Raw genomic sequence first — 21,152 nt, forward strand, 5'->3', positions numbered from 1 at the left:
TCTAATGGTTACAGGCCTTCGACTAACCTGTATAAAGCTTGCGGATCAATAACTTTTATTTGCTTCCCACTAGTTTCAATCCAACCTTTCTTTTTGAAAGCGGCCATTTTACGAATGCAGACTTCCTTTACAGTTCCTACAATTCCGGCAATATCCTCTCTGGTCAAAATAAGCGATAGGTAACCTTCATCATCGACGCCAAATTGATCTTTTAAGTACAGTAATGCAGATGCCAGTCGCTGCTCCACGCTTTTTTGCACCATATCTGCAATAACATTATCCGCTATTTTTAATTCTGCAGCCATAAACTTTAGAGCCGCTTTCATAAACTTTGCGTTATTGTCAATGGAAGATTCCATGGTAGACTTAGGAATAAAGCACAGCTCCATGTCATGAAGTGCGACAGCACCTAGATTGGAGTGCTCATCTACTACCATAGACCGCTGACCTAAAAGCTCTCCTTTTGTAGCCAGCTTAAGGATTTGATCCCTACCGCTGGTTCCTGCTTTAGTAACTTTAGAAACACCGCTGCGTACGCAATAAACGCCGTCCAGCCTATCGCCTTCATTAAAAATAGACTCACCTTTTTTGACAGATCTGGTTTTCTTACTATTAGAAATATTTGACAACTCTTCTCTACCTAAAACCTTAAGAGAATTGAGATGCCTGACAATACAGTTCTCACAACGACTTTCGTTTTTAGCTTGACCCATAAAACAGATATTCCTAGCTACAAGATAAATAAATTTAAAACGATAACGAAAGTACTAATCATGATGCTAGCGATAAATAAATGCAATACCGTTGTGGGTTTTTGAACAGTAAGAATGGAAGCATTATGTATCCCGCAAGCCGCAACTACTAAAAATACAGTAAGCAATTGAAAGAATCCAGCTGCTCCCATCATACTTGTCATGACGCCAAATCCACCCAAACACGTTGACACAATTATTGCGATTGCCGAATAACCCGTAAAATTCTCGTTCCAGTCTTCGTTTACCCTTGAATATAAAGTGTTCATACCATTTGATTTAAAAAGTTGAACAAATTTACCCTAGCAATAAGGCTGTAAACGATGACAAAAGTCACCGTATTCAAAATATGTAGAGTTCTTCTAAAAGGCACCAGGTAGTCAAAGCAAACATTTAGCTACAATTACGTACTTTTGCCAGCCGTAAAACAGTGGTGAAATGAGTACTAAATTCAAGGAATACAAAGGGTTGAACCTACCAGAAGTAGATGAGCGCATCAAAGCATTCTGGAAGGAAAACGATATTTTCAATAAGTCGATGACGACTCGCGAGGGAAATGAGCCTTTTATCTTCTTTGAAGGACCACCATCTGCTAACGGTCTTCCTGGGATCCACCACGTGATGGGACGTACCATCAAGGATCTTTTTTGCCGATTCAAAACACAGCAAGGCTATCAGGTCAACCGCAAGGCTGGTTGGGATACGCACGGACTTCCTGTGGAATTAGGCGTCGAGAAAGCACTGGGAATTACTAAGGAAGATATCGGCACTAAAATATCAGTGGAAGAATACAACGAGGAATGTAAAAAAGCAGTCCTCAAATACACCGATATCTGGAGCAAACTGACTGATGATATGGGTTACTGGGTAGATATGGAAGATCCATACATTACCTACAAGTCCAAATATATGGAGTCCGTTTGGTGGTTGTTGAAGGAAATTTACTCCAAAGATCTGATTTATAAAGGCTACACCATCCAACCGTATTCTCCTGCCGCGGGAACAGGTTTGAGTTCGCACGAGTTGAACCAGCCAGGTACGTATCAGGATGTTACGGATACTACGGTTACGGCTCAATTTAAGGTAAGTGAACCATCAAAATTGCCGTTTGAAACCAGTGGCGATGTATTCTTTCTGGCATGGACGACCACGCCTTGGACATTGCCATCGAATACTGCATTGACTGTAGGTCCTAAGATCGATTATGTTTTGGTCGAGACTTTCAATCAGTACACCGGCGAGCCCATGCAAGTGATCATTGCAGAAAAACTGGTCACGAGTCAGTTTGGAAAAAAATATCAGGATATTGAGGACAATGACGCTTTCGCGAAAGCGAAACAAGCCTACCGACTTTCTGACAAAAAAATACCATATCGCATCCTAAACAGCTGCAAGGGAAGTGAGCTAATTAACATTAAATACGAGCAGTTGCTGGATTATGCAACGCCCTATGAAAATGCGCAGGACGCATTTAGAGTGATCGCGGGAGATTTTGTGACCACAGAAGATGGTACGGGAATCGTGCATACGGCACCAACTTTTGGAGCAGATGATGCGCTGGTTTCCAGACAGGCAAATCCACCAATACCGCCAATGTTGGTATTGGATGAAAACCAAAATCCGGTTCCGTTGGTGAACCTTCAAGGAAAATTCCGTGAGGAGTTGCCTGAGATTGGTGGCAAGTATGTGAAAAACGAATATTTCGCAGAAGGTGAAGCGCCAGAGCGATCTGTGGACGTGGACATTGCCATTAAATTAAAAGAAGATAATCGCGCCTTCAAGGTCGAGAAATACGTGCACAGTTATCCGCATTGTTGGAGAACGGACAAACCTGTATTATACTATCCGCTAGACAGTTGGTTCATTAAAGTGACCGAGTTTAAGGATCGCATGCACGAGCTGAATAAGTCCATCAACTGGAAACCTAAATCTACTGGAGAAGGACGTTTTGGCAACTGGCTGGCAAATGCCAATGACTGGAATTTATCTCGATCCAGATTCTGGGGAATCCCATTGCCTATATGGAGAAATGAAACTGGAACAGAGGCAAAAATCATAGGTTCCATTGAAGAGCTGATGAACGAGATCGAGAAGTCCATCGAGGCTGGTTTCATGAAAGAAAATCCTTTTGCCGGATTTAAATCTGGCGATATGAGCGAGGCCAATTATGATCTGGTAGACCTCCATAAAAATGTAGTGGACCAAATTTTCCTAGTAGGAAAAAATGGTGAAAAGCTAACGCGCGAGGCAGACCTTATCGACGTTTGGTTTGATTCTGGCTCCATGCCGTACTCGCAATGGCATTATCCATTTGAGAACAAAGAAAAAGTAGAAAACGAACTGCGCAAAGCAGATTTCATTGCCGAAGGTGTGGATCAAACACGTGGTTGGTTCTACACACTGCACGCTATTGCAACGATGATAAGCGATGATGTGGCATATAAAAATGTTGTTTCCAACGGCCTTGTCCTTGATAAAAATGGGCAGAAAATGTCCAAGCGTCTAGGAAATGCGGCGGATCCTTTTGAGACGCTAGGCAAATTTGGTGCTGACGCGACGCGCTGGTACATGGTAAGCAATGCCAATCCTTGGGATAATCTTAAGTTTGATCTGGATGGTATTACTGAGGTTCAGCGCAAGTTTTTTGGCACGCTTTATAATACCTACAGTTTCTTTGCTTTGTACGCTAATGTTGACGGATTTAGCTTTCGCGAAAGCGAAATTCCTTTAAACGAACGACCAGAAATCGATCGCTGGGTACTTTCTGAATTAAATACATTGATCAAAGACACAACGGCATTCTACGAAGATTACGAACCAACTAAGGCTGCGAGAGCCATCACAACTTTTGTGACGGAAAACCTGAGCAACTGGTATGTGCGTTTGTGTAGAAGACGTTTCTGGAAAGGCGATTACCAGCAGGATAAGATTGCGGCTTATCAAACATTATATACGTGTTTGAAGACAGTGGCACAACTGGGCGCGCCTATTGCTCCGTTTTTTATGGATCAGTTGTATCGTGATCTAACCAGTGTTTGTGAAGAAAAAGCAAGTGAGAGCGTTCACTTATCCAGTTTCCCAACTTGTGACGAGTCTGTTATTAATCCAGAATTGGAAGAAAAGATGCACAAGGCGCAGACGATTTCTAGTTTGACGCTTTCCTTACGCAAAAAAGAGTCGATCAAGGTGCGCCAGCCGTTGCAGCGTATTATGATTCCTGTTCTAGGGAAAGCCGATAAAGAGCAGATTGAAGCCATTGCAGATCTTGTAAAAAGCGAGGTGAACGTGAAAGAAATCGAACTCATTGACGACGCTAGCGGAATCCTAGTTAAGGAGATCAAGCCTAATTTCAAGGCTTTGGGGCCACGTTTTGGGAAAGACATGAAATTGGTCGCTGGAATCATAAATAGTTTTCAACAAGAGGACATCGCTTTGTTAGAAAAAACTGGTGAGAAATCTGTTGATGTTGATGGAAAAGAAATTACTTTGGGCCTCGATGATGTTGAGATAACTTCTAAGGATATAGAAGGTTGGCTGGTTGCTAATCAATCTGGAATCACGGTGGCACTAGACGTTACTATAACCCCAGAGCTTAAAAAAGAAGGGATTTCAAGAGAACTGGTCAACAGGATACAGAATATCAGAAAGGATTCTGGTCTTGAGGTGACTGATCGCATCACGATTGAGATACAATCGCAGGAAGAGATCGACGCAGCTGTTTATAGCAACGATCAATATATTAAAGACGAGACGCTTGCGAACAGTATCGAAATTATAAACCAACTGGATAACGGTACGGAAATTGATTTTGACGAACTAAGCACGGTTATCCGTATTAAAAAGATATAACTATGAGTACTTCCACCGACGAAAAAGTAAGATACAGCGACAAAGATCTTGCTCACTTCAAAGAGATCGTAAAAGGTAAGATTGCCGAGGCAACTGAGCAGTATGAGTTGATTAAAAGCGCTTATATGAACGATGCTGACAATGGCACTGATGATACAGCACCGCAATTTAAGGCATTTGATGAAGGTAGTGCCGTAATGAGTAAAGAGGCGAATGCAGCCCTTGCCATACGCCAAGAGAAATTCATCCGTGATCTTAAAAATGCTTTGATACGTATTGAAAATAAATCATATGGGGTTTGCCGTGTCACTGGTAAATTGATTGCAAAAGAGCGTCTTGAATTAGTCCCTCATGCCACCTTAAGTATCGAGGCAAAAAACATGCAGGATTAAACAACTGGTGATTTTCTCTAGGGGTTTTCCCAATATCATTTTATTACTATGTATTTCAGCTTCTTTTTGTTGTCAAGCACAACAAAAAGAAGCTGTTTATACGTATACGGAATCTCAAAACGAAAATTTTGGTGTCGTATTAATTGATCTTGAACACTATATAGAGCTCACAATTACCACGAGTGAACAACCCCATTCATTTACCACAGATGATGTTCAGTCTGGCGAATATAGCAATGCGTTAGTCCTACAAACTAGAGTAGCAAACGACACCCTTTTCATCACGGATCCTGTTAGTCCCCTATTTCACTTTCCTCAAGATAAGCTTAGCGCACACAAAGTTACAGACTCAAAGGCCAAAATCGTTTTACCAGAAAGCCATCACCTTTTCCTAAATCTTTCTAATGCAAATGTTAACCTGCAAGGGTTATTTAGGAGCGTCATCGTAAATATCAACACTGGCAAAGTGAATCTAGAAAAATTGAAAGGAGACACTCAAATTACTAGCGTAAGCGCAGACATCACTGCAAAAGATTTAGAAAACTATTCCTTTGAAGCTAATTCCAGAAATGGAATTGTGACATTCAAAAATGAGAATCGCAGAAAAAAGTATCATTTGAAAGTTGAAAGCATCTATGGCGACATTGATCTGGATTAACATTTTTAAGTATATTGTAAATAGGTAGTACCAAACAAATGAAATTATACAAAGCCATTCTAATCATTGCCTTAGTGCTTATTGTTGATCAAGCCAGCAAGATTTATATTAAACTTAATTACATGCTGAGAGACTCCAGAAACCCGATAGTGGACTGGGATAAGTTTCAATTACTTTTTTATGAAAATCCAGGTGCAGCCTGGGGCTTTGAACTACCAGGTGATTATGGAAAAATAGTATTAACTGTTTTTAGATTATTTGCCATTTGTGGAATCGGCTATTGGCTGTGGAAGAGCGTCAAAAATAATGGCCACAAAATATTAATTATTTGTATCTCACTGATTTTTGCAGGAGCATTAGGTAACATCATCGACAGCGTTTTCTATGGAGAGTTATTTTCCAGCAGCGCTAATAGTGTGGCTACATTTTTACCTGCAGATGGTGGTTATGGGAGCTGGTTTCATGGTGAAGTGGTAGACATGTTGTATTTCCCTTTATTTGATGGTATATGGCCGCAATGGATTCCTATAATAGGAGGTCAGACCTTTTCCTTCTTTAACGCGGTATTCAATGTGGCTGACAGCTCCATCACTGTAGGGGTAATCTTGCTGATTCTATTTAGCAAAAAAGCATTTCCTGAAAAGAAGTGATGCTAAATTACTCACTTAAAAAGTATACCCGACTTTACTTTTGAAACGCTCTAGCGATCGCGTCCTTGGATATCGGCTTATTGATAAAGTGGTGCACGATGCCATGAGTTTCTGCGCGATTTACTTCAGCAGGATTGATGGTAGAACTCACTACATTTAATTTTACATTACGCTCTAATAAGCGGTCAGAATAAGGTTTGATTTCTTCCAAAAATTCCCATCCATTCATGATAGGCATGTTCAAGTCTAACAAAATTACTTCTGGAAGCTTTTCACTTTTATCATCTATGTGCTGATCAAAATACTGTAGAGCCTCTTGACCATTATTGAAGACGAGTATTTCCTCTGCAAAATGATTTTTTTTGATAAGCATGGTGACCAAACTAACATAAAGTTTGTCATCATCAATGATGCAAACCTTGGAAATAAGTGGAGCTACCTTCATAAGTTAGAATTTGACTGTAAAACTACTTCCAATGCTAGGGGCCCCTTTTACTACTAAGTCTCCGCCTAGGGCTTCAATTTGATTTTTAGCTAGGTAAAGACCTAAACCCTTAAATTCTTTGAGCTCCTCCTCGGTTTTATAACTTTTGAACATTCCCAAATCTTTACTTTTCAAATCAATGCCTCGTCCATTATCCTTAACTATGAGCAATCGCTTTTGACCTTTCACTTTAGTCCTTATTTGAATCACTAAGGGTCTAGACGGATCTCTAAAGTTAATCGCGTTAGAAATAAGAGTTTCAATTATATTTTCTAAAAAATTTGGTACGTATTCTATGTATTCTAAACGGATGAAATCAGTTTTCACTTGAATTCCAGCTTTATCAATTTCACTCTTGTATTTTGAAAGAATTGATTTAACCACCTTTTCTATCTGAATGACTTCTGTAGCTTTTTGAGAGTTGATAGTAACTACTTGATTTAAATGCTGTAGTGTGTCGCTTAAATTATGAGATATTTCTCTCAAGTATGAATAAAATACATTCGTTTTCTCATCTTCCAAAACCTCGTTGAACAATTCTAAAGTCAACTCAAGATTGCTACTGTGCGATCTTAAGTTGTGAGAGACTATATGGGCAAAGTGTAATAAACGCTCATTTTGAGCCTCTATTACCTCACTGTGCTGTTCTACAGCTTGACGCTCTCTTACATATTTATCAATGCTGGTAAATACACCACGCACTCCCATTAAATCACCATCAATATCAAATCTTGGTTTGCCAGTAAATCGCATCCAGATTTGCTGGTCGTCATAAGAGCACATTAAAATGTCGCGCTCAAATCGCTCTCCTCTTTGGCAGACATAAATTAGGTCCCGAGAGTCTTTATTGTTGCAAAAGAGAGAAGTTGCTTCATTTATAGATGGCGTATATTCTTCAGGCATATTAAGAATAGACCTTCCAATGCTATCGATATAGAATTTGTTTTGCTTGAAATTTGCACTATAAACTCCAGTTTTAGTAGCTTCAGCTACTTCAGTTAGAAAATAGGCTTTATCCTCAAGCGAGGATTTAAAATAATCATTGTGCTCTAACATCTTAGGGGACTATGTCAGTAATTTATTTTATCAGATGCTAAAAATAACAAAACTTTATCGACCAAAAGCTAGCTATGAGCTTTTAATCTATTAAAATAACGTTAGGGCGATCGGAATTTTACTACACCTTTTGGAGTAACTAACTGGTCCAAAGGCATATCAGTATCATTTGTCGTAATCGTAAAGTTAAGAGGCTCAAAGAAGGAAATTCCTACCTTAATGGTATTTGGTCGACATTTGGCTAAAAAACGGTCGTAAAAGCCTTTGCCATAACCTATTCGGTTGCCGTATTTATCTACCGCCAACAATGGAATGAACACCACATCTAAATCTTCATCCTTGATTTCAAAATCATCACCTTTTGGTTCTGGAATTCCATATTCATTGACTTTAATCGTAGTCTGATCAGTCAATAAGAAGTGACGAAGTTCAAAAGTCTCAAAATCACTCCTTGACAAGGCTACATTTTTATCTCTTCCTTGAATGACCTGAAGGATATACTCCGTACGTACTTCGTTTTTAGTTTGGATGGGTAGAAAGAGATGAAATAGGCTTTGATCCCATATATCTAGTTTCAAAACATTATTCGCAATTTGAAGGCTCAAACCATGAACCTCCTCATTAGACATTACTTGGCGTTTAGCCTCAAACTCTTTCCTTAAGCTCTTCTTGTCTTTCATCTTTGCTTATATGAAATATCGCATCTCCTTGATACACTAGTGGACTATGATTTACATTGATTACAAATCCATCCTGTGGGGACTTTACTTTGTGCCTCATTGTTCCATAGGGATCAGTAATGGAGGCAATCATCTCTCCTTTTTCAACTCGTTTTCCGTTAGCAACTCTAGGATGTAATAAACCACTGTATTTTGCTCTAACCCATTTGGATTTTTTAATTACATGAATGGGCTTCTCGTCAGGGTGAACTAATGATTTATCTTGTAACATACCCATATGATCCAGCACTCTTATTACACCATTTACCGCGGTAAGGATTACATTTTTATCACTTTGTTGAGATTTCCCTCCTTCAAACAAAAGGTAGTTTTTACCCATCTTGCTACACGTTTCACGGAAGGTTTTAGGTATGTTCTTTGACAATACTAAGAAGGGCGGGTGGAATATTTTAGCTAATTCCATGCTGTCTATCTCTAAGGGATCTACCCTTAACTGCGGCGCATTAAAACGTTGAGCTCCACCGGTATGAAAATCCATGACTAAATCTACATGAGGTAAAATGCCTTTAGTTACCTGATAGGCAAAACGACTTGCTAAAGAACCATTTTTAGCTCCTGGAAAAACTCGGTTCAGATCCCTACCATCTGGAAATTCTCTCTGCATATTCAAAAATCCAAACACGTTCACTACGGGAATAGCGATTACCATACCTTTTTTAGGGCGTACCACCTTTTTTGAAATAAGCTGACGAACTACTTCTACACCATTGAACTCATCTCCATGTACTCCGCCCGTGAGCAGAACCACAGGGCCTGCTTTTTTAGCTCGGTGAATAATTACCGGGATGTCTACCACAGTGCTGGTATATAACCGCGCCATATTAAAATTAAGCGTATGACTGGTACCTGGCTTTATTAAGGTGTCGAGAATAACAATGTCTGCTGCCATTCTTAAATATTAGTTTCTATATACTTTACTATTGCTCTTGCAATATTTTGTTGAGTAGCCGCTTCAATCCCCTCAAGTCCAGGAGAACTATTCACTTCTAGCACTAAAGGCCCTCGGCTGCTCTGCAATAAATCTACACCACAAACTCCTAATCCTAAAGATTTTGCAGCTGCAATTGCCGTATTTTCCTCTTCTTTGCTCAATTTTATTTTAGTGGCAGATCCACCACGGTGCAAATTAGAACGGAATTCTCCTTTTTGAGCCTGACGCTTCATAGCTCCAACTACTTTATCACCTACCACAAATGCCCTAAGATCTGCACCACCGGCTTCTTTAATAAATTCTTGCACGATGACTCTAGATTCCAGATTATTGTAGGCTTCTAGAATAGTCTCTGCACTTTCAAAATTTTCAGCAAGGTTGACACCTATTCCTTGAGTCCCCTCTAAAACCTTAATTATGCATGGAGGCCCATCTACCATTTCTAATATAGCACTGGTATGTTTACCGAAGTTTGTAAACACTGTCTTAGGCATTCCTACTCCAGAGCTACTCAAGCGCTGCAAACTTTGCAATTTATCTCTACTGCGTACTAAAGCTTGTGAGCTCACCGTGGTAAAACATTTCATCGCTTCAAATTGACGAACGATAGCGGTACCATAGAAAGTAATACTTGATCCTATGCGCGGTATAATGGCATCTGGCTTTTCTAAGCGAACGCCTTTGTAAAAAACAGTAGGTTTTTGCTTTTCAAGTTTTATATCACACTTGAGTGGATCAATGACTTTTACCTCATGACCAGCAGCCTTAATTTCTTCTACCATTCGAGCAGTACTATAGATACTACTGCTTCTTGATAGGATGTTAATCTTCATATTGGGATTGTAAATAGGAAATGTCCTGCAATTCAGGATCTACAATAAATTTTTTGGAGAGAAATTTTCTTCCTAAAAGAACGGGAAAACGCATCTCTGACCTATCGTTTAGGGTCAGAGATATTTTGTATAATTTATTGAACAAGCGTATGTTTGATTTTACCTCAAATCGTTGCTCTTTTAAGCCGTTGCTACTGCGTACGGTAGTCTCTTCATAGTCTGTAAATTCAATGTGTTGACCGTGAAATTGTGGGTGGCTTTTATCTAAAAAAACAGCATGAAGTACACCATCTTTCTCTACGATATCTTGACAATGAATACTTGAGGTATAGGCACCTGTATCGATTTTAATATCGATCTCATCCAGGTTAAGCTTTGGGAAATCTGCTTTATCCGTGCGGCCAATAATGGTTTTCTTACTCTTAATCACCCGTTTTCTTTAATTATGGTGCAAGGTAAAAAGATTTCTAATAGGAATTTTCCCTATTTCGCGCCAAAGGAAGTAGTGTTATTTCGCTTTCGCGAAAGCGAACTTCACCAACTTCTTAGATAACTTAATAGAAATTTATTGTTTATTCATAAACTCTCGCGTCTCATCAAACCGTGAGCTCCAGGGCCAAAACAATTGTGAAACCATTGCAACATGCCCTTTATCCAACCATTGAATGGAAGCTTGAGGCTGGTATTTTTTAAGTTCTTCAAGAAACTTTTTATTACTGGTGTCGATAGATTCATAGGTTTCATCGCCTACATAAATTTTGATCTCTGGGGTGTTTTCATCTATAAAATTGATAGGAGAAGCTTCTACCCACTCCTCTGGATTTTTAGTCCAGGTAGCGACATAATTTTGATCTGTCGATGGCGGATTTTTCCTTAAAAAAGATTCCATATCTAAACCAGCGGCATCGTTTAGAATGATTCCCTTAATGCTTTTAGGGTCAACCCCATACTTTGGATTCATTACAGCAAGTGCTGCGAGATGCCCGCCGGCGGAATGCCCTGTAAGATAAATACGCTCTGGATCGCCTCCATATTCAGTAATATGATCTTTTACCCATTGTATAGATTTGGCAATCTGTTGAGTCATTTCATCGTAGCTCGCTTTAGGGCTTTTAGTATAATCAGGCATGACCACCACCATGTCGTGCTTTGCAAAATTTCTACCTGCATAGCCGTATGTTTTCTTATTACCGCTATTCCAGTTGCCGCCATAGACGAATATTAACACAGGTAATTTGGCCTCCTTTTTTTGATTTGCAAAAACGTTGAGAGTCGGGTGATCAGCGATTCCATCGATCCTGCTGCCATAATCGATACCTGTCGTCTTAACAACGGAGCAGGAATTTAAAGTAAATACACCTATGAGTAAACTCAGTAAAATGGCACAGAAGTATGATTTTTTAAGCACTTAAATGTTGTTTGTCGACTATTTACGTCTTTTATCGTGTTTTGGTTTTCGGACATGAAAAAATACCGCTTTTACATTTGTACAAATTGCTGTGTGAGGTCTTTAACTAAGTATTCAAGTCCAGCCCCTAACTTTGTCAAATGTCGTTTCTTACCTCTACCTGGAGTTACCTCCCATTTGCCAATTATAAAGTCCCACCTGAACTATTGTATCCACACCTACCTAAAGGAACCGTACTGGATTTAAGAGGAGAGCTGGCAGATATTAGCTTAGTAGGTTTGCGATTTGAACGTACTCGCATTTTGAACTTACCTATACCTTTTCACATCAATTTTAGCGAGATTAATTTGAGATTCTATGTGTGTCAACCGGATACAGGTAAAAAAGGCGTTGTTTTTATTAAGGAAATTGTAGACAAACCCATGATCACTTTTGTAGCTAACAATCTCTATCACGAAAGGTATCAAACCATGCCTGTCCGTTTTGAACTGGAAGAAAAAAAGGGTCAGAAATCGCATTTAAAATACCAGTGGAAACCTAAAACCTGGCAAGAGTTTGCCCTAACCTATGAGCCTGAGGCGTTATCCATTGTAGATGGCAGTGAGGAACAATTTATTCTAGAGCGTTATTTTGGGTACTCCGAATACGATAAAAAAACGACCTTTGAATATGAGGTGTGCCACGCCAGCTGGGAACATTTTAAGGTTACCGACTTTCAAATTGATGTGGATTTTGAGCAAACTTACGGTCCTGAATTTGCTTTGCTAAACTCCTTACGACCAGACAGCGTGATGATGGCACAAGGGTCTCGAATCTCCATAGAGAAGAAAAGAAAATTGTAGAGTTCGCTTTCGCGAAAGCGAACTAAAAAAGGCAACATCTTGCGATATTGCCTTTAGAAATTTAACTGCAGATTTTTTTTATAAGTCGTATCTCACCTGTAGATAAACATATCGAGGTAGAACAAAATCTTGTGAAACGCTGGTCGCTACTTGACCAAAGTTTGCATTCACAATAGCCTCTGTATTCAATAAGTTTGTCGCTGCAACCTTATATTCCCATTTAGAGTCTGGCTCTCTATAGAAAGCACTAGCCTCTAGGAAGTCAAAGTTTTGCCCGCCTTGATCTGCATCAAACAAGTTCAAATCATACTCTGCCACCAGCTGTATTGCTTTTCCTATTTTCCAATTAGCATCGAGTCCTATTGCTTGGGTAGTAAATTGATTTTGGAACGTACCGTTGTCGGTATCTTGGAAAGATATTCTATAACTTACATCAAAGTTGATTCCCTCTTGCCAATTACTACCCGCACTTATATTGTAGGCATGTGTAAAGTTTGTCGATTCCAGCTGGCGACCATTGAAAATGTTGTTGAAAGAAGAGTAATTCACATTAGCTCCTATCCTTGTTCTAATCTTCCCAAATTCGCGTCCATACGATCCATTACCTCCAAAACTCTCATTTGCAAAAGCTGAGTTTATGGGCGCAGAAATTTGATTAATCCCATCTAGGATGGTACTATTTTGAATCGCATCACGATTTTTATTATAAAATACATTTGCAAATATGGTCGTATAATTAAACATATTAAAGTTGCGGTAATTAAGTCTTACCTCATCATTTATAGCTCCCTCTAACTGATTATTACCACTGCTTAAACTGTTGTAGTTCCCAAAAACTAAAGCTTGTGCGTAACGCTCCACATCTTGAAATGCGATGGTTTGATCATAGGTGAAATTCAATGATTCTGAAGATTTGAAGGCATACCTAATGTCTAGATCTGGAAGTATTTTTGATGTCTTTATCTCATTAGTCTCCCCATTCTGCTCATCTTTTGTCGTGATGTTATGGTAGTGAAATCCTGGTGTGATGGTAAATTTACCTGTGATGATTTTATAGTGCAATCCTGCATAAAGATCTGTGTAATTGTATTCTACGTTGTTTATTAGATCTGGATCAGTTAAATCATTTCTAGTGTCACCTCCTAATATTTGAAAAATATTAGAATTGTAATCTTGTTTATTAAAGATCCCACCTACAGTCAGGTTGATGTTACTTATTTTATTTAAGATGTACCAATAATCCACTTTAGCATCTAGCCTTTTAGTATCTACTAAATTTGACTGATTGATGTTATACGGGTCTGCTTGGGTCAAGTTCAATCTACCATTAAAAGGTTCTGGATCTTGTTGATCGCGTATGTCTCTTATCGCATTATAAAAAGGATCTTCTTCTTGATCTACATAACTTCCCTCAAAGGAAAATATACTACGATCGCCGGCTGTATAGTACATACTTAGATTTTGATCGATCACAATAGGACGTTGTGAATTAAGCTGATCAATATCTTCAACAATACTTTGAGTGCCGCCACCGTCAACAGGTTCTACACGTGCTGATAAGAAGTCAGATATTTGCTCTACATCAGTAATGTTAACCTGGCCGTTATAGTCTAGGGTAAAATTGGAGTTCGGTTTGTAATCTGCCCCTAATTTGAATATGGCTGTCTCGTTACGTTGGAACGAAAGATCTCTTGTATCTTCAATAATACCATTGTCGATGAATGTTCTATTGTTGTCCCTGCGATCTTCAGTATCGGTGCTAGAAACAATTGCAAAACCATTGATATCTAATGATTTATTTACTTTATAGGCACCGTTGAAGGCTCCAAACTTACTTTCAATATTTACAGCTCGATTGCTTTGAAAGGCTGTGATCCCTTGATTTCCAGTCCCTGTGTTTATACTTGACCCAATGCCACGAGTATTTGAAAAGTTTCTACCTGTAAAACGACGGTAATCGCTAAATGTAAATGCAGGCAAGCCTAAATTATTGAAGTCTGTCAAAATATTGATAGAAACATCTGGGCTATAATAAAATGCCTTAGGCTTTACTTGATACCGAGCTTCTTCATTACCATAACCTCCTGCTGCAGTGACTTCTCCAAACCAGAATTTTTCCTTCCCTTCTTTCAATCTAATATTGATAGCAACACGATCCTGATCGTTTCCTATACCTTTTAATTGGCTCACATTGTTGAAATTCTTTAACACCTCTACTTTAGAGATAGCATCTGCTGGGATATTTTTAGTGGCAAGTTTTGAATCGCCCTCAAAAAATTCCTTTCCATTTATGAAGACTCGCTCTACCCGGTTTCCTTCAACCGTAACATCGCCTTCCTCACTGACCTCCATTCCTGGAAGTTTTTTAAGAACGTCTTCCAGCTTTCGTTCCGTTCCATTAGTAAAACTATCGCTGTTATAAACGATTGTATCTCCTTTAATGGTAACGGGCATCTCATAAACAATGTTGATCGCATCCAATTGATCTGCACCATCTAACATCACAAAGTTTTTTACCATATCTCCTTGAATCTTAGTTACCTTTTCTTCAATCTGCCTTAATCCTAGAAAAGAGACTTTAAGGATATAAGTACTATCTTGTTTGAGGTTAGCCAATTGGTAGCGTCCTTCCGTATTTGTAATCCCAAAAGCTCCCATGGAATTGTTAGAACCATAAGCTATAACATTAGCCATTGCTACTGGAACACCTAGACTGTCTACAACAGTTCCTGTTATTTTTACGTTTTGTGCTTGGGCTAGCATTCCTGTAAGAAGTAAGCCTGCTAGTAAGAGAATAATTTTGTTCATTAGGTTGTTAGCTATTAAAAAACGAGGTTGGTTAGACCTCGCATTGTATTAAAAATGGGTTGTAATTATATAATTAGTTTCTACCACGACCGCCTCTACCACCACGGAAACGTTCTGACATTTCTTCCATCTTTTTAGTAAACGTGGCATTGTATTCTTCTAATTTGATTTCTTCTCCTTTGGTTTCTGCCTGAATTTTATCTCTCTTTTCAGGGTTCAAAACGATTTTAGTACACAACATAGTTGTGCCATTTGTGTTTAATTCTAAAATCAGTCCAGGTAGCCCTCCATATTCCGCTGGACCGTGTTGTACAGGAATTTCTGGAGTAAACCAGGCTGTCACGGTTGTAGTGTCATCCTTTTCAAACATGTCAGTCAATTTCATCGTTCCGTCTTCCTCTTTCTTTTTAGTATCCTCATCACGACGTCTTCTAAATGCACTCATATCTAGATCATCATTTTTCTTTACAGCAGTCGCTTTCACTGCAGTGTAGTTTCCTATTTTTCTAGATTCTCCTGTAATTTGCCAGTCCAATTGAGGCAGATCATCCTTAATAAGAAAGGTTTTTCCCATCATATCGCGCTGCTCCGTAAACGTGTTAGTGGTAATATTTTTATACTTATCGCCACCCATAGACGATCCCATAAAGTTTCCCCAGCCACCACCTTGACCAGGTGCTGCTAGCGCCACTTCTTGTTGCCATATAGATTCGTTTCTATTGAACTTGAGAATAAATGTTTTCTCGCTGGCTTTTTTAAGGTTGTCCTCTATACGCTTGCGTTGGTCTGGAGTAATATCTCTGTTCCCTTCTAAGAAGCTCTTATCGATTGAACCTTTTGAGAAATAAGTCGCCTCGCCGTACAATTCTTGAGCTGTAGACCAAGATCCCGCAGCTACAAGCGCTACCATTAAAAATATATTTTTCATGCCTTTTTGTTTTATAAGTGTTCCTAGCAACACAATAGTTACAAGAACTCACTTGAGACTTGAAAAAGTAAATAAGGTTTAATCTAGTTGCTTCTAGTTTCAGAAATTATGATAAATCCTTTCCCACCTTGCTTTTCCATACGCTCATCATACTTCTTTTTATAAAGCGCATCAAACTCTTTCTGGCTGATTTCCTTACCTGATTTAGGTTGTTTTATCTTTAAATTTTCAGCAGGATTGATCTCGATTTTAGTACATAAAAGCACCGTGTTTTTCTCCTTAACCTCCAGAATAAACCCTGGTAGCCCTTGATATTCTCCAGGCCCATTACTAATAGGGATTTCAGGAGTGTACCATGCAGTTATAGTTCGATCTTCATTTGTCTCTATTTGAGCCAGTAATCCTCCAGTCTCTTTCTTTTCTTCTCTTTTCTTTTTAGCTTCCTTTTGGATCTCAGTTAATTCAGGAACATAAGTAGCTTTGTAACACAAGTAGTTCCCTATTTGCTTGGTCTCTTGAGACAACTGCCAGTTGTAAGTAGGGAAACTATCCTTGATCAAAAACTCCTTGCCAAATATTTCTGCCTCCTTGTAATACATTTGTTGTGATAGGTTCTTATATATAGTCGCTCCTACACCATTATTGTTTGAAAATGAGACACTAAACTCACTACCTACACTGGGCTTTGCCAGCTCCACCACCTTATCATAAACAGATTCCGTTCCTGTAAACTCCATTTTGTATTCTTGTTGAGACCCTTTAGAGAGCGCTTCTCTGAACTTGCGCTTCATTTCATCTTGCATCGGGTCTTTACTTTTAGTAGTATCTTCCTTGATGTCAAACTTAGTTTGCGCTACGTAGTGTGCAATAGCTTGAAATTCTTGTTGGGCTTGTAATGTGTTCGCTTTCGCGAAAGCGAAAAAAACAACAGCCGCAACCATCCATTTAAAATTCTTCATGAGTATCTAGTTTAATAGTTCTGACCAAAGATGCTGTTATTTCTAACATATCTAAGTTAATGAGCGTTAACGTGTGTTAACCGATTTTTCAATACAAAAGGAAAACAGCACCTTTACCTTATGAACGGAAAAAGATATGCGTACGTATTAGTGTTAATCGTTGCGGTGATTTTTGCCACGCTTGCCATTCAAGTGTACTGGAACATCAAAAACTATGAAGATACCGCTGCGCAAGTGCATCGAGACCTTCAAACCGCTCTGGATAAAAGTGTGGAAGATTACTACACCATACAAGCTAAACGCAATACCATTAGCTTTTTTAATAATGATAAGGAAGGGTGGTCTAGTGAAAAAGTGGGGAATATAATGAGTGCAGTAGATTTTACTAAGGCTACAAAAGATGGTATTGTTTTACAGGATAGTTCTCGTTTGACGGGAATAACTGTGGTTCGAGGTGCTCAAATGGACTCGATAAATCTCATTAAAAACCCAAATTCGATATCGCATATTGATATAAAAAACAATATTCCTGTGTCAAAAAAAAGCGAGCTCAATAACATTTCTAATACAAAACCTCTCAGATCTGATACCCTTAAACCAAAACGGTCCTTCATTGAAACTTTGAGAATTAGTGATGATGAGATGAAGGGAGAAATGCAAGAATTTCAAAACCGTATCATTTTCTCCATGACTTCCAATGAAATGAACATGGAACGACTGGACAGCATTTATAAAAAAGAACTCCTACAAAAAGACATCGCCGTAAAGTATCAATTGCGATACAATGATGGGGATTCTCTGTTTTTTGAGGGTGACTCTCTTAAATCAGATTTCGTCATAAAGAGTGAAAGTGCTCTATTTTACAAAGACGCATCACTAGAAATGAATTATGCGGGTCAGGCAATGACAATTTTGAAACGCAACCTTACCGGCATGTTGCTTTCTACCGTTCTTATCCTTGCCGTGATCTCTTGCCTTTTCTACATGTTATACGTGATCCGCAAACAAAAGCAATTAAGCTTGATTAAAAATGATTTGATTTCTAATATCACTCACGAATTCAAAACACCTATTGCCACTGCAAGTGCCGCACTAGAAGGGGTACAAAATTTTACCATTTCAGGAGATACTGAAAAATCAGATCGCTATTTAAATGTAGGCCGGGAACAGCTCAATAAGTTGAATTTGATGGTGGAAAAGCTCCTAGAGACAGCAACCATCGACAGTGAGAATTTAGCATTGCAAAAGACAGATCTCAATATCAACCAGTTGATGCAAGAAGCTATTTGTCGTTATGAAAACACTACTAAAAAATCAATTTCATTTAATCGCCCTGAAGTGGATCCCATCATTTATGCAGATGCCTTTCATTTAGAGAATGCAATCAATAACTTGATAGATAATGCTTTAAAATACGGTGGTGATAAAATTGCTGTCGTGATAGATACATTCAACGAGCATCTATTCATAAAGATAAGTGATAACGGGAACGGTTTAAAAACTAGAGATGCCAGACATTTGTTTGAAAAGTTCTACCGTGTACCGCAGGGCGATCGCCACAATATAAAGGGACACGGTATAGGCCTGTTTTACACGAGAGCGATAATTGAAAAACATGGTGGCACTATTTCCTTAAACTTAAATCCAACCACCTTCAAAATTGAATTGCCTAATGAATAATTCACCTATTCATATATTATTAGCAGAAGATGAGCCATCGCTAGCGATGATAGTGAAAGAAAGTTTAGAAACTCGAGGGTTGAAAATATCCTTGTTCGCAGATGGTAAGTCGGCATTACAAGGTTTTACAAAAGGAAATTATGATCTTGTTGTTCTTGACGTTATGATGCCTGAAATGAATGGATTTGAAGTAGCTCAAGAAATCAGAGCTCAAGATGAAGAAATACCTATTATGTTTTTGACCGCTAAATCACAAACGGACGATGTCCTGAAAGGGTTTCACGTAGGTGGGAATGATTATATCAAAAAACCATTCTCAATGGAAGAGTTGATCGTACGAATACACAACTTATTAAATAGGAAAAAACTGCAACAATCTTCGGAGCAGTTTCGCATTGGGGAATTCATTTTTAATTTCCCCCAGCAACGATTGATTTACAAAAATAACGAGCCTGTCAAACTTACCCATAGAGAAGCGCACTTGCTGTATCATTTATGGAACAATAAAAATAAAGTGCTGGACCGCAGCTATATACTTCAAAAACTATGGGGAAGCGATGATTTCTTTTCAGGAAGGAGCATGGATGTATTTATTACCAAACTCAGGAAAAAACTGAATCAAGATCCTACTATAGAGATCTTAAATGTGAGAGGTTATGGGTATAAATTAATAATTCCGTCTACTTAAGACACCTCTACTCCTTTCCAGAAAGCCACGTGACCTTTAATTTCCTTAGCTGCTAATTTTGGATCTGGATAGTACCAGGCAGCATCTTTATTAATAGCTCCATCTACCTGAATGGAATAGTAGCTTGCGGTCCCTTTCCATGGGCAGGAAGTTGTTTTATCACTCTTATTAAAATATTCTTTACGGATAGAAGACGCTGGGAAATAGTGATTGTTTTCCACAACTATCGTCTTTTCACTTTCTGCCAATACTGTATTTTTCCAAATTGCTTTCATCCTATACTATTTTTTCCTTAAAATACAGCTTTTGTACATGCAGAACATCTTATCCGTCAAAGGTTTTAACTAAATAGTGTCGTTTATCGAAAAAATTGTGAATGCGTTAATTTATCGTTAAGATTAGTATACTTTCCAAGCTCATTAAAACCTAAGAAATGAAAAAAACTTTTTTAACTGTGGCTATTGCCGCACTGTTGTTTTCTTGTAGTGAGGAACGCTCTATCGCTGAAGATAATGCCATCACAAATGACGGAATTGAGCTAGCAGCTGCTCGTAAATGTTACGCAGCAGAGAACTTTGAAAAAATGCTTCTCCAGCCAGAATTCGCAAAAAATACAGAATCTATTGAAGCTCAAACACAACGATTTATTGAGCAAAGTGTAGCCCTAGCTAAAGCAAAGCCAGCCGGTAACGGCAAGCCAGGTGGAGGCGGCGGTGGTGGCACACCAGTCGCAGATAATTTAGGGGTACTAAACATTCCGGTTATTGTACACGTTATTTATAACACAAGTTCACAAAATATCAGCGACGCACAGATCAACTCTCAAATTGACGTGTTGAATGCTGACTTTAGAAAAACCAACTCGGACGCTGGTCAAGCACCTTCAGAATTTGCAGGTCTTGTAGCTGATTCAGAAATTACTTTTACACTTGCTAGTGTAACTCGTACTGCTAGCACTCGCACTTCATGGGGAACTAACAATGCAATGAAAAGCTCTGCTAATGGTGGTGTGGACGCAGTAGATCCTGCAAACTTTATGAACATTTGGGTTTGTAACATTGGTGGCGGAATCTTAGGATATGCTCAGTTCCCAGGTGGATCTGCTGCTACTGACGGTATAGTTGTTTCCCCACAGTACTTTGGAACTGTTGGTACTGCTACTGCTCCATTTAATGGTGGTCGTACTGCAACTCATGAAGTAGGTCACTATTTGAACTTAAGACATATCTGGGGTGATGGTAGATGTAGACAAGATGATTTCGTATCTGATACTCCTGCTTCTGATCGTGCTAACTACGGTTGTCCTTCTTACCCAACTAACAACTGTAAGTCAAATGACATGACTATGAACTACATGGATTATGTTGATGATGCTTGTATGTATATGTTCAGCACAGGACAAAAAACACGTATGAGAGCTTTATTTGCTCCAGGAGGTGTAAGAGAGTCTCTTGTGAATTAAGCCAGAGGTTTTAATAATTCAGAACCCCCAAG

Annotated in this window: 21 protein-coding genes; 8 read left to right on the forward strand and 13 right to left on the reverse strand. The window is 38.9% G+C overall.

All coding sequences use genetic code 11. The features are described 5' to 3' along the window. Positions 1–8: 8 nt before the first annotated feature. Positions 9–713, reverse strand: a complete 705-nt coding sequence (locus tag NMS_RS02280) for a Crp/Fnr family transcriptional regulator (protein ID WP_041495193.1) — start codon at positions 711–713, stop codon at positions 9–11. Between the two features lie 17 nt (positions 714–730). Further along, a complete protein-coding gene (locus NMS_RS02285; protein ID WP_041495194.1) occupies positions 731–1,021 on the reverse strand; it encodes a hypothetical protein in 291 nt (96 codons plus the stop codon). Between the two features lie 169 nt (positions 1,022–1,190). On the opposite strand from NMS_RS02285, the gene ileS reads away from it, so the two are divergent. From ileS to NMS_RS02305, 4 genes are read left to right on the forward strand one after another with little or no spacing between them, the layout of a single operon-like run. After that, positions 1,191–4,601, forward strand: a complete 3,411-nt coding sequence (gene ileS / locus NMS_RS02290) for an isoleucine--tRNA ligase (protein ID WP_041495195.1) — start codon at positions 1,191–1,193, stop codon at positions 4,599–4,601. A gap of 2 nt (positions 4,602–4,603) precedes the next feature. Continuing rightward, positions 4,604–4,993, forward strand: a complete 390-nt coding sequence (locus tag NMS_RS02295; RefSeq protein ID WP_041495196.1) for a TraR/DksA family transcriptional regulator — start codon at positions 4,604–4,606, stop codon at positions 4,991–4,993. A gap of 7 nt (positions 4,994–5,000) precedes the next feature. Next, positions 5,001–5,651 (forward strand): DUF4097 family beta strand repeat-containing protein, encoded by a 651-nt coding sequence (locus NMS_RS02300; RefSeq protein WP_041495197.1) that lies wholly within the window; start codon positions 5,001–5,003, stop codon positions 5,649–5,651. Between the two features lie 38 nt (positions 5,652–5,689). Beyond that, the gene (locus NMS_RS02305) at positions 5,690–6,301 is read left to right on the forward strand and encodes a lipoprotein signal peptidase (RefSeq protein ID WP_041495198.1); all 612 of its coding nucleotides are present in this window, start codon (positions 5,690–5,692) and stop codon (positions 6,299–6,301) included. A gap of 34 nt (positions 6,302–6,335) precedes the next feature. Here NMS_RS02305 and NMS_RS02310 read toward each other — a convergent pair whose 3' ends face one another. From NMS_RS02310 to NMS_RS02340, 7 genes are all read right to left on the reverse strand, one after another. Then, positions 6,336–6,746: a response regulator gene (locus NMS_RS02310; RefSeq protein WP_041495199.1), complete on the reverse strand. Its 411-nt coding sequence runs from the start codon at positions 6,744–6,746 to the stop codon at positions 6,336–6,338. A 3-nt stretch (positions 6,747–6,749) separates the two neighbouring features. Continuing rightward, on the reverse strand, positions 6,750–7,841 hold the full coding sequence (locus NMS_RS02315; RefSeq protein ID WP_041495200.1) for an ATP-binding protein: 1,092 nt from the start codon (positions 7,839–7,841) through the stop codon (positions 6,750–6,752). Positions 7,842–7,942: 101 nt separating this feature from the next. Then, entirely contained in the window at positions 7,943–8,521 is a 579-nt protein-coding gene (locus tag NMS_RS02320) for a 5-formyltetrahydrofolate cyclo-ligase (RefSeq protein ID WP_041495201.1), read from the reverse strand. Continuing rightward, on the reverse strand, positions 8,487–9,470 hold the full coding sequence (locus NMS_RS02325; RefSeq protein WP_041495203.1) for a succinylglutamate desuccinylase/aspartoacylase family protein: 984 nt from the start codon (positions 9,468–9,470) through the stop codon (positions 8,487–8,489). The genes NMS_RS02320 and NMS_RS02325 overlap by 35 nt, the downstream gene beginning before the upstream one ends. Before the next feature lie 2 nt (positions 9,471–9,472). Beyond that, complete coding sequence (rimK, locus tag NMS_RS02330; RefSeq protein ID WP_041495204.1) at positions 9,473–10,345, reverse strand: 30S ribosomal protein S6--L-glutamate ligase; 873 nt, start codon at positions 10,343–10,345, stop codon at positions 9,473–9,475. Then, positions 10,335–10,772, reverse strand: a complete 438-nt coding sequence (locus NMS_RS02335) for an ATP-dependent zinc protease family protein (protein ID WP_041497388.1) — start codon at positions 10,770–10,772, stop codon at positions 10,335–10,337. Before NMS_RS02335 ends, rimK begins: the two co-directional genes overlap by 11 nt. Before the next feature lie 138 nt (positions 10,773–10,910). Then, positions 10,911–11,753, reverse strand: a complete 843-nt coding sequence (locus tag NMS_RS02340) for an alpha/beta hydrolase (RefSeq protein WP_084217587.1) — start codon at positions 11,751–11,753, stop codon at positions 10,911–10,913. A gap of 140 nt (positions 11,754–11,893) precedes the next feature. Here NMS_RS02340 and NMS_RS02345 point away from each other — a divergent pair, with 140 nt between their 5' ends. Further along, complete coding sequence (locus NMS_RS02345) at positions 11,894–12,595, forward strand: YqjF family protein (protein ID WP_041495205.1); 702 nt, start codon at positions 11,894–11,896, stop codon at positions 12,593–12,595. Between the two features lie 78 nt (positions 12,596–12,673). On the opposite strand, the gene NMS_RS02350 is transcribed toward NMS_RS02345, so the two are convergent. The 3 genes from NMS_RS02350 to NMS_RS13370 all read right to left on the reverse strand — a co-directional run bounded on the left by NMS_RS02350 (position 12,674) and on the right by NMS_RS13370 (position 17,290). Beyond that, positions 12,674–15,403, reverse strand: a complete 2,730-nt coding sequence (locus NMS_RS02350; protein WP_041495206.1) for a carboxypeptidase regulatory-like domain-containing protein — start codon at positions 15,401–15,403, stop codon at positions 12,674–12,676. 73 nt (positions 15,404–15,476) lie between these two features. Continuing rightward, on the reverse strand, positions 15,477–16,331 hold the full coding sequence (locus tag NMS_RS02355) for a GLPGLI family protein (protein ID WP_041497391.1): 855 nt from the start codon (positions 16,329–16,331) through the stop codon (positions 15,477–15,479). 83 nt (positions 16,332–16,414) lie between these two features. Further along, positions 16,415–17,290: a GLPGLI family protein gene (locus tag NMS_RS13370; RefSeq protein ID WP_052476655.1), complete on the reverse strand. Its 876-nt coding sequence runs from the start codon at positions 17,288–17,290 to the stop codon at positions 16,415–16,417. Positions 17,291–17,410: 120 nt separating this feature from the next. Between NMS_RS13370 and NMS_RS02365 the strand changes: the two genes are divergently transcribed. Then, positions 17,411–18,970, forward strand: coding sequence for a sensor histidine kinase (locus NMS_RS02365; RefSeq protein WP_041495207.1), 1,560 nt, complete (start codon positions 17,411–17,413; stop codon positions 18,968–18,970). After that, positions 18,963–19,658 carry a response regulator transcription factor gene (locus NMS_RS02370; protein ID WP_041495208.1) on the forward strand — a complete coding sequence of 232 codons (696 nt, stop codon included), beginning with the start codon at positions 18,963–18,965 and terminating at the stop codon, positions 19,656–19,658. The genes NMS_RS02365 and NMS_RS02370 overlap by 8 nt, the downstream gene beginning before the upstream one ends. On the opposite strand, the gene NMS_RS02375 is transcribed toward NMS_RS02370, so the two are convergent. Beyond that, positions 19,655–19,933 carry a DUF427 domain-containing protein gene (locus NMS_RS02375; RefSeq protein ID WP_041495209.1) on the reverse strand — a complete coding sequence of 93 codons (279 nt, stop codon included), beginning with the start codon at positions 19,931–19,933 and terminating at the stop codon, positions 19,655–19,657. The genes NMS_RS02370 and NMS_RS02375 overlap by 4 nt on opposite strands. 158 nt (positions 19,934–20,091) lie before the next feature. On the opposite strand from NMS_RS02375, the gene NMS_RS02380 reads away from it, so the two are divergent. Next, positions 20,092–21,120, forward strand: coding sequence for a zinc metalloprotease (locus NMS_RS02380; RefSeq protein ID WP_041495210.1), 1,029 nt, complete (start codon positions 20,092–20,094; stop codon positions 21,118–21,120). Positions 21,121–21,152 lie beyond the last annotated feature (32 nt).

The organism is Nonlabens marinus S1-08, assembly GCF_000831385.1.
Classification (GTDB): domain Bacteria; phylum Bacteroidota; class Bacteroidia; order Flavobacteriales; family Flavobacteriaceae; genus Nonlabens; species Nonlabens marinus.

Coding starts and splice junctions, on each gene's coding strand:
- NMS_RS13370 (WP_052476655.1), bottom strand. CDS start 17,290: ATGAAGAATTTTAAATGGATGGTTGCGGCTGTTGTTTTTTTCGCTTTC.
- NMS_RS02370 (WP_041495208.1), top strand. CDS start 18,963: ATGAATAATTCACCTATTCATATATTATTAGCAGAAGATGAGCCATCG.
- NMS_RS02305 (WP_041495198.1), top strand. CDS start 5,690: ATGAAATTATACAAAGCCATTCTAATCATTGCCTTAGTGCTTATTGTT.
- NMS_RS02355 (WP_041497391.1), bottom strand. CDS start 16,331: ATGAAAAATATATTTTTAATGGTAGCGCTTGTAGCTGCGGGATCTTGG.
- ileS (WP_041495195.1), top strand. CDS start 1,191: ATGAGTACTAAATTCAAGGAATACAAAGGGTTGAACCTACCAGAAGTA.
- NMS_RS02310 (WP_041495199.1), bottom strand. CDS start 6,746: ATGAAGGTAGCTCCACTTATTTCCAAGGTTTGCATCATTGATGATGAC.
- NMS_RS02380 (WP_041495210.1), top strand. CDS start 20,092: ATGAAAAAAACTTTTTTAACTGTGGCTATTGCCGCACTGTTGTTTTCT.
- NMS_RS02295 (WP_041495196.1), top strand. CDS start 4,604: ATGAGTACTTCCACCGACGAAAAAGTAAGATACAGCGACAAAGATCTT.
- NMS_RS02285 (WP_041495194.1), bottom strand. CDS start 1,021: ATGAACACTTTATATTCAAGGGTAAACGAAGACTGGAACGAGAATTTT.
- NMS_RS02345 (WP_041495205.1), top strand. CDS start 11,894: ATGTCGTTTCTTACCTCTACCTGGAGTTACCTCCCATTTGCCAATTAT.
- NMS_RS02350 (WP_041495206.1), bottom strand. CDS start 15,403: ATGAACAAAATTATTCTCTTACTAGCAGGCTTACTTCTTACAGGAATG.
- NMS_RS02375 (WP_041495209.1), bottom strand. CDS start 19,933: ATGAAAGCAATTTGGAAAAATACAGTATTGGCAGAAAGTGAAAAGACG.
- NMS_RS02325 (WP_041495203.1), bottom strand. CDS start 9,470: ATGGCAGCAGACATTGTTATTCTCGACACCTTAATAAAGCCAGGTACC.
- NMS_RS02320 (WP_041495201.1), bottom strand. CDS start 8,521: ATGAAAGACAAGAAGAGCTTAAGGAAAGAGTTTGAGGCTAAACGCCAA.
- rimK (WP_041495204.1), bottom strand. CDS start 10,345: ATGAAGATTAACATCCTATCAAGAAGCAGTAGTATCTATAGTACTGCT.
- NMS_RS02315 (WP_041495200.1), bottom strand. CDS start 7,841: ATGTTAGAGCACAATGATTATTTTAAATCCTCGCTTGAGGATAAAGCC.
- NMS_RS02365 (WP_041495207.1), top strand. CDS start 17,411: ATGAACGGAAAAAGATATGCGTACGTATTAGTGTTAATCGTTGCGGTG.
- NMS_RS02280 (WP_041495193.1), bottom strand. CDS start 713: ATGGGTCAAGCTAAAAACGAAAGTCGTTGTGAGAACTGTATTGTCAGG.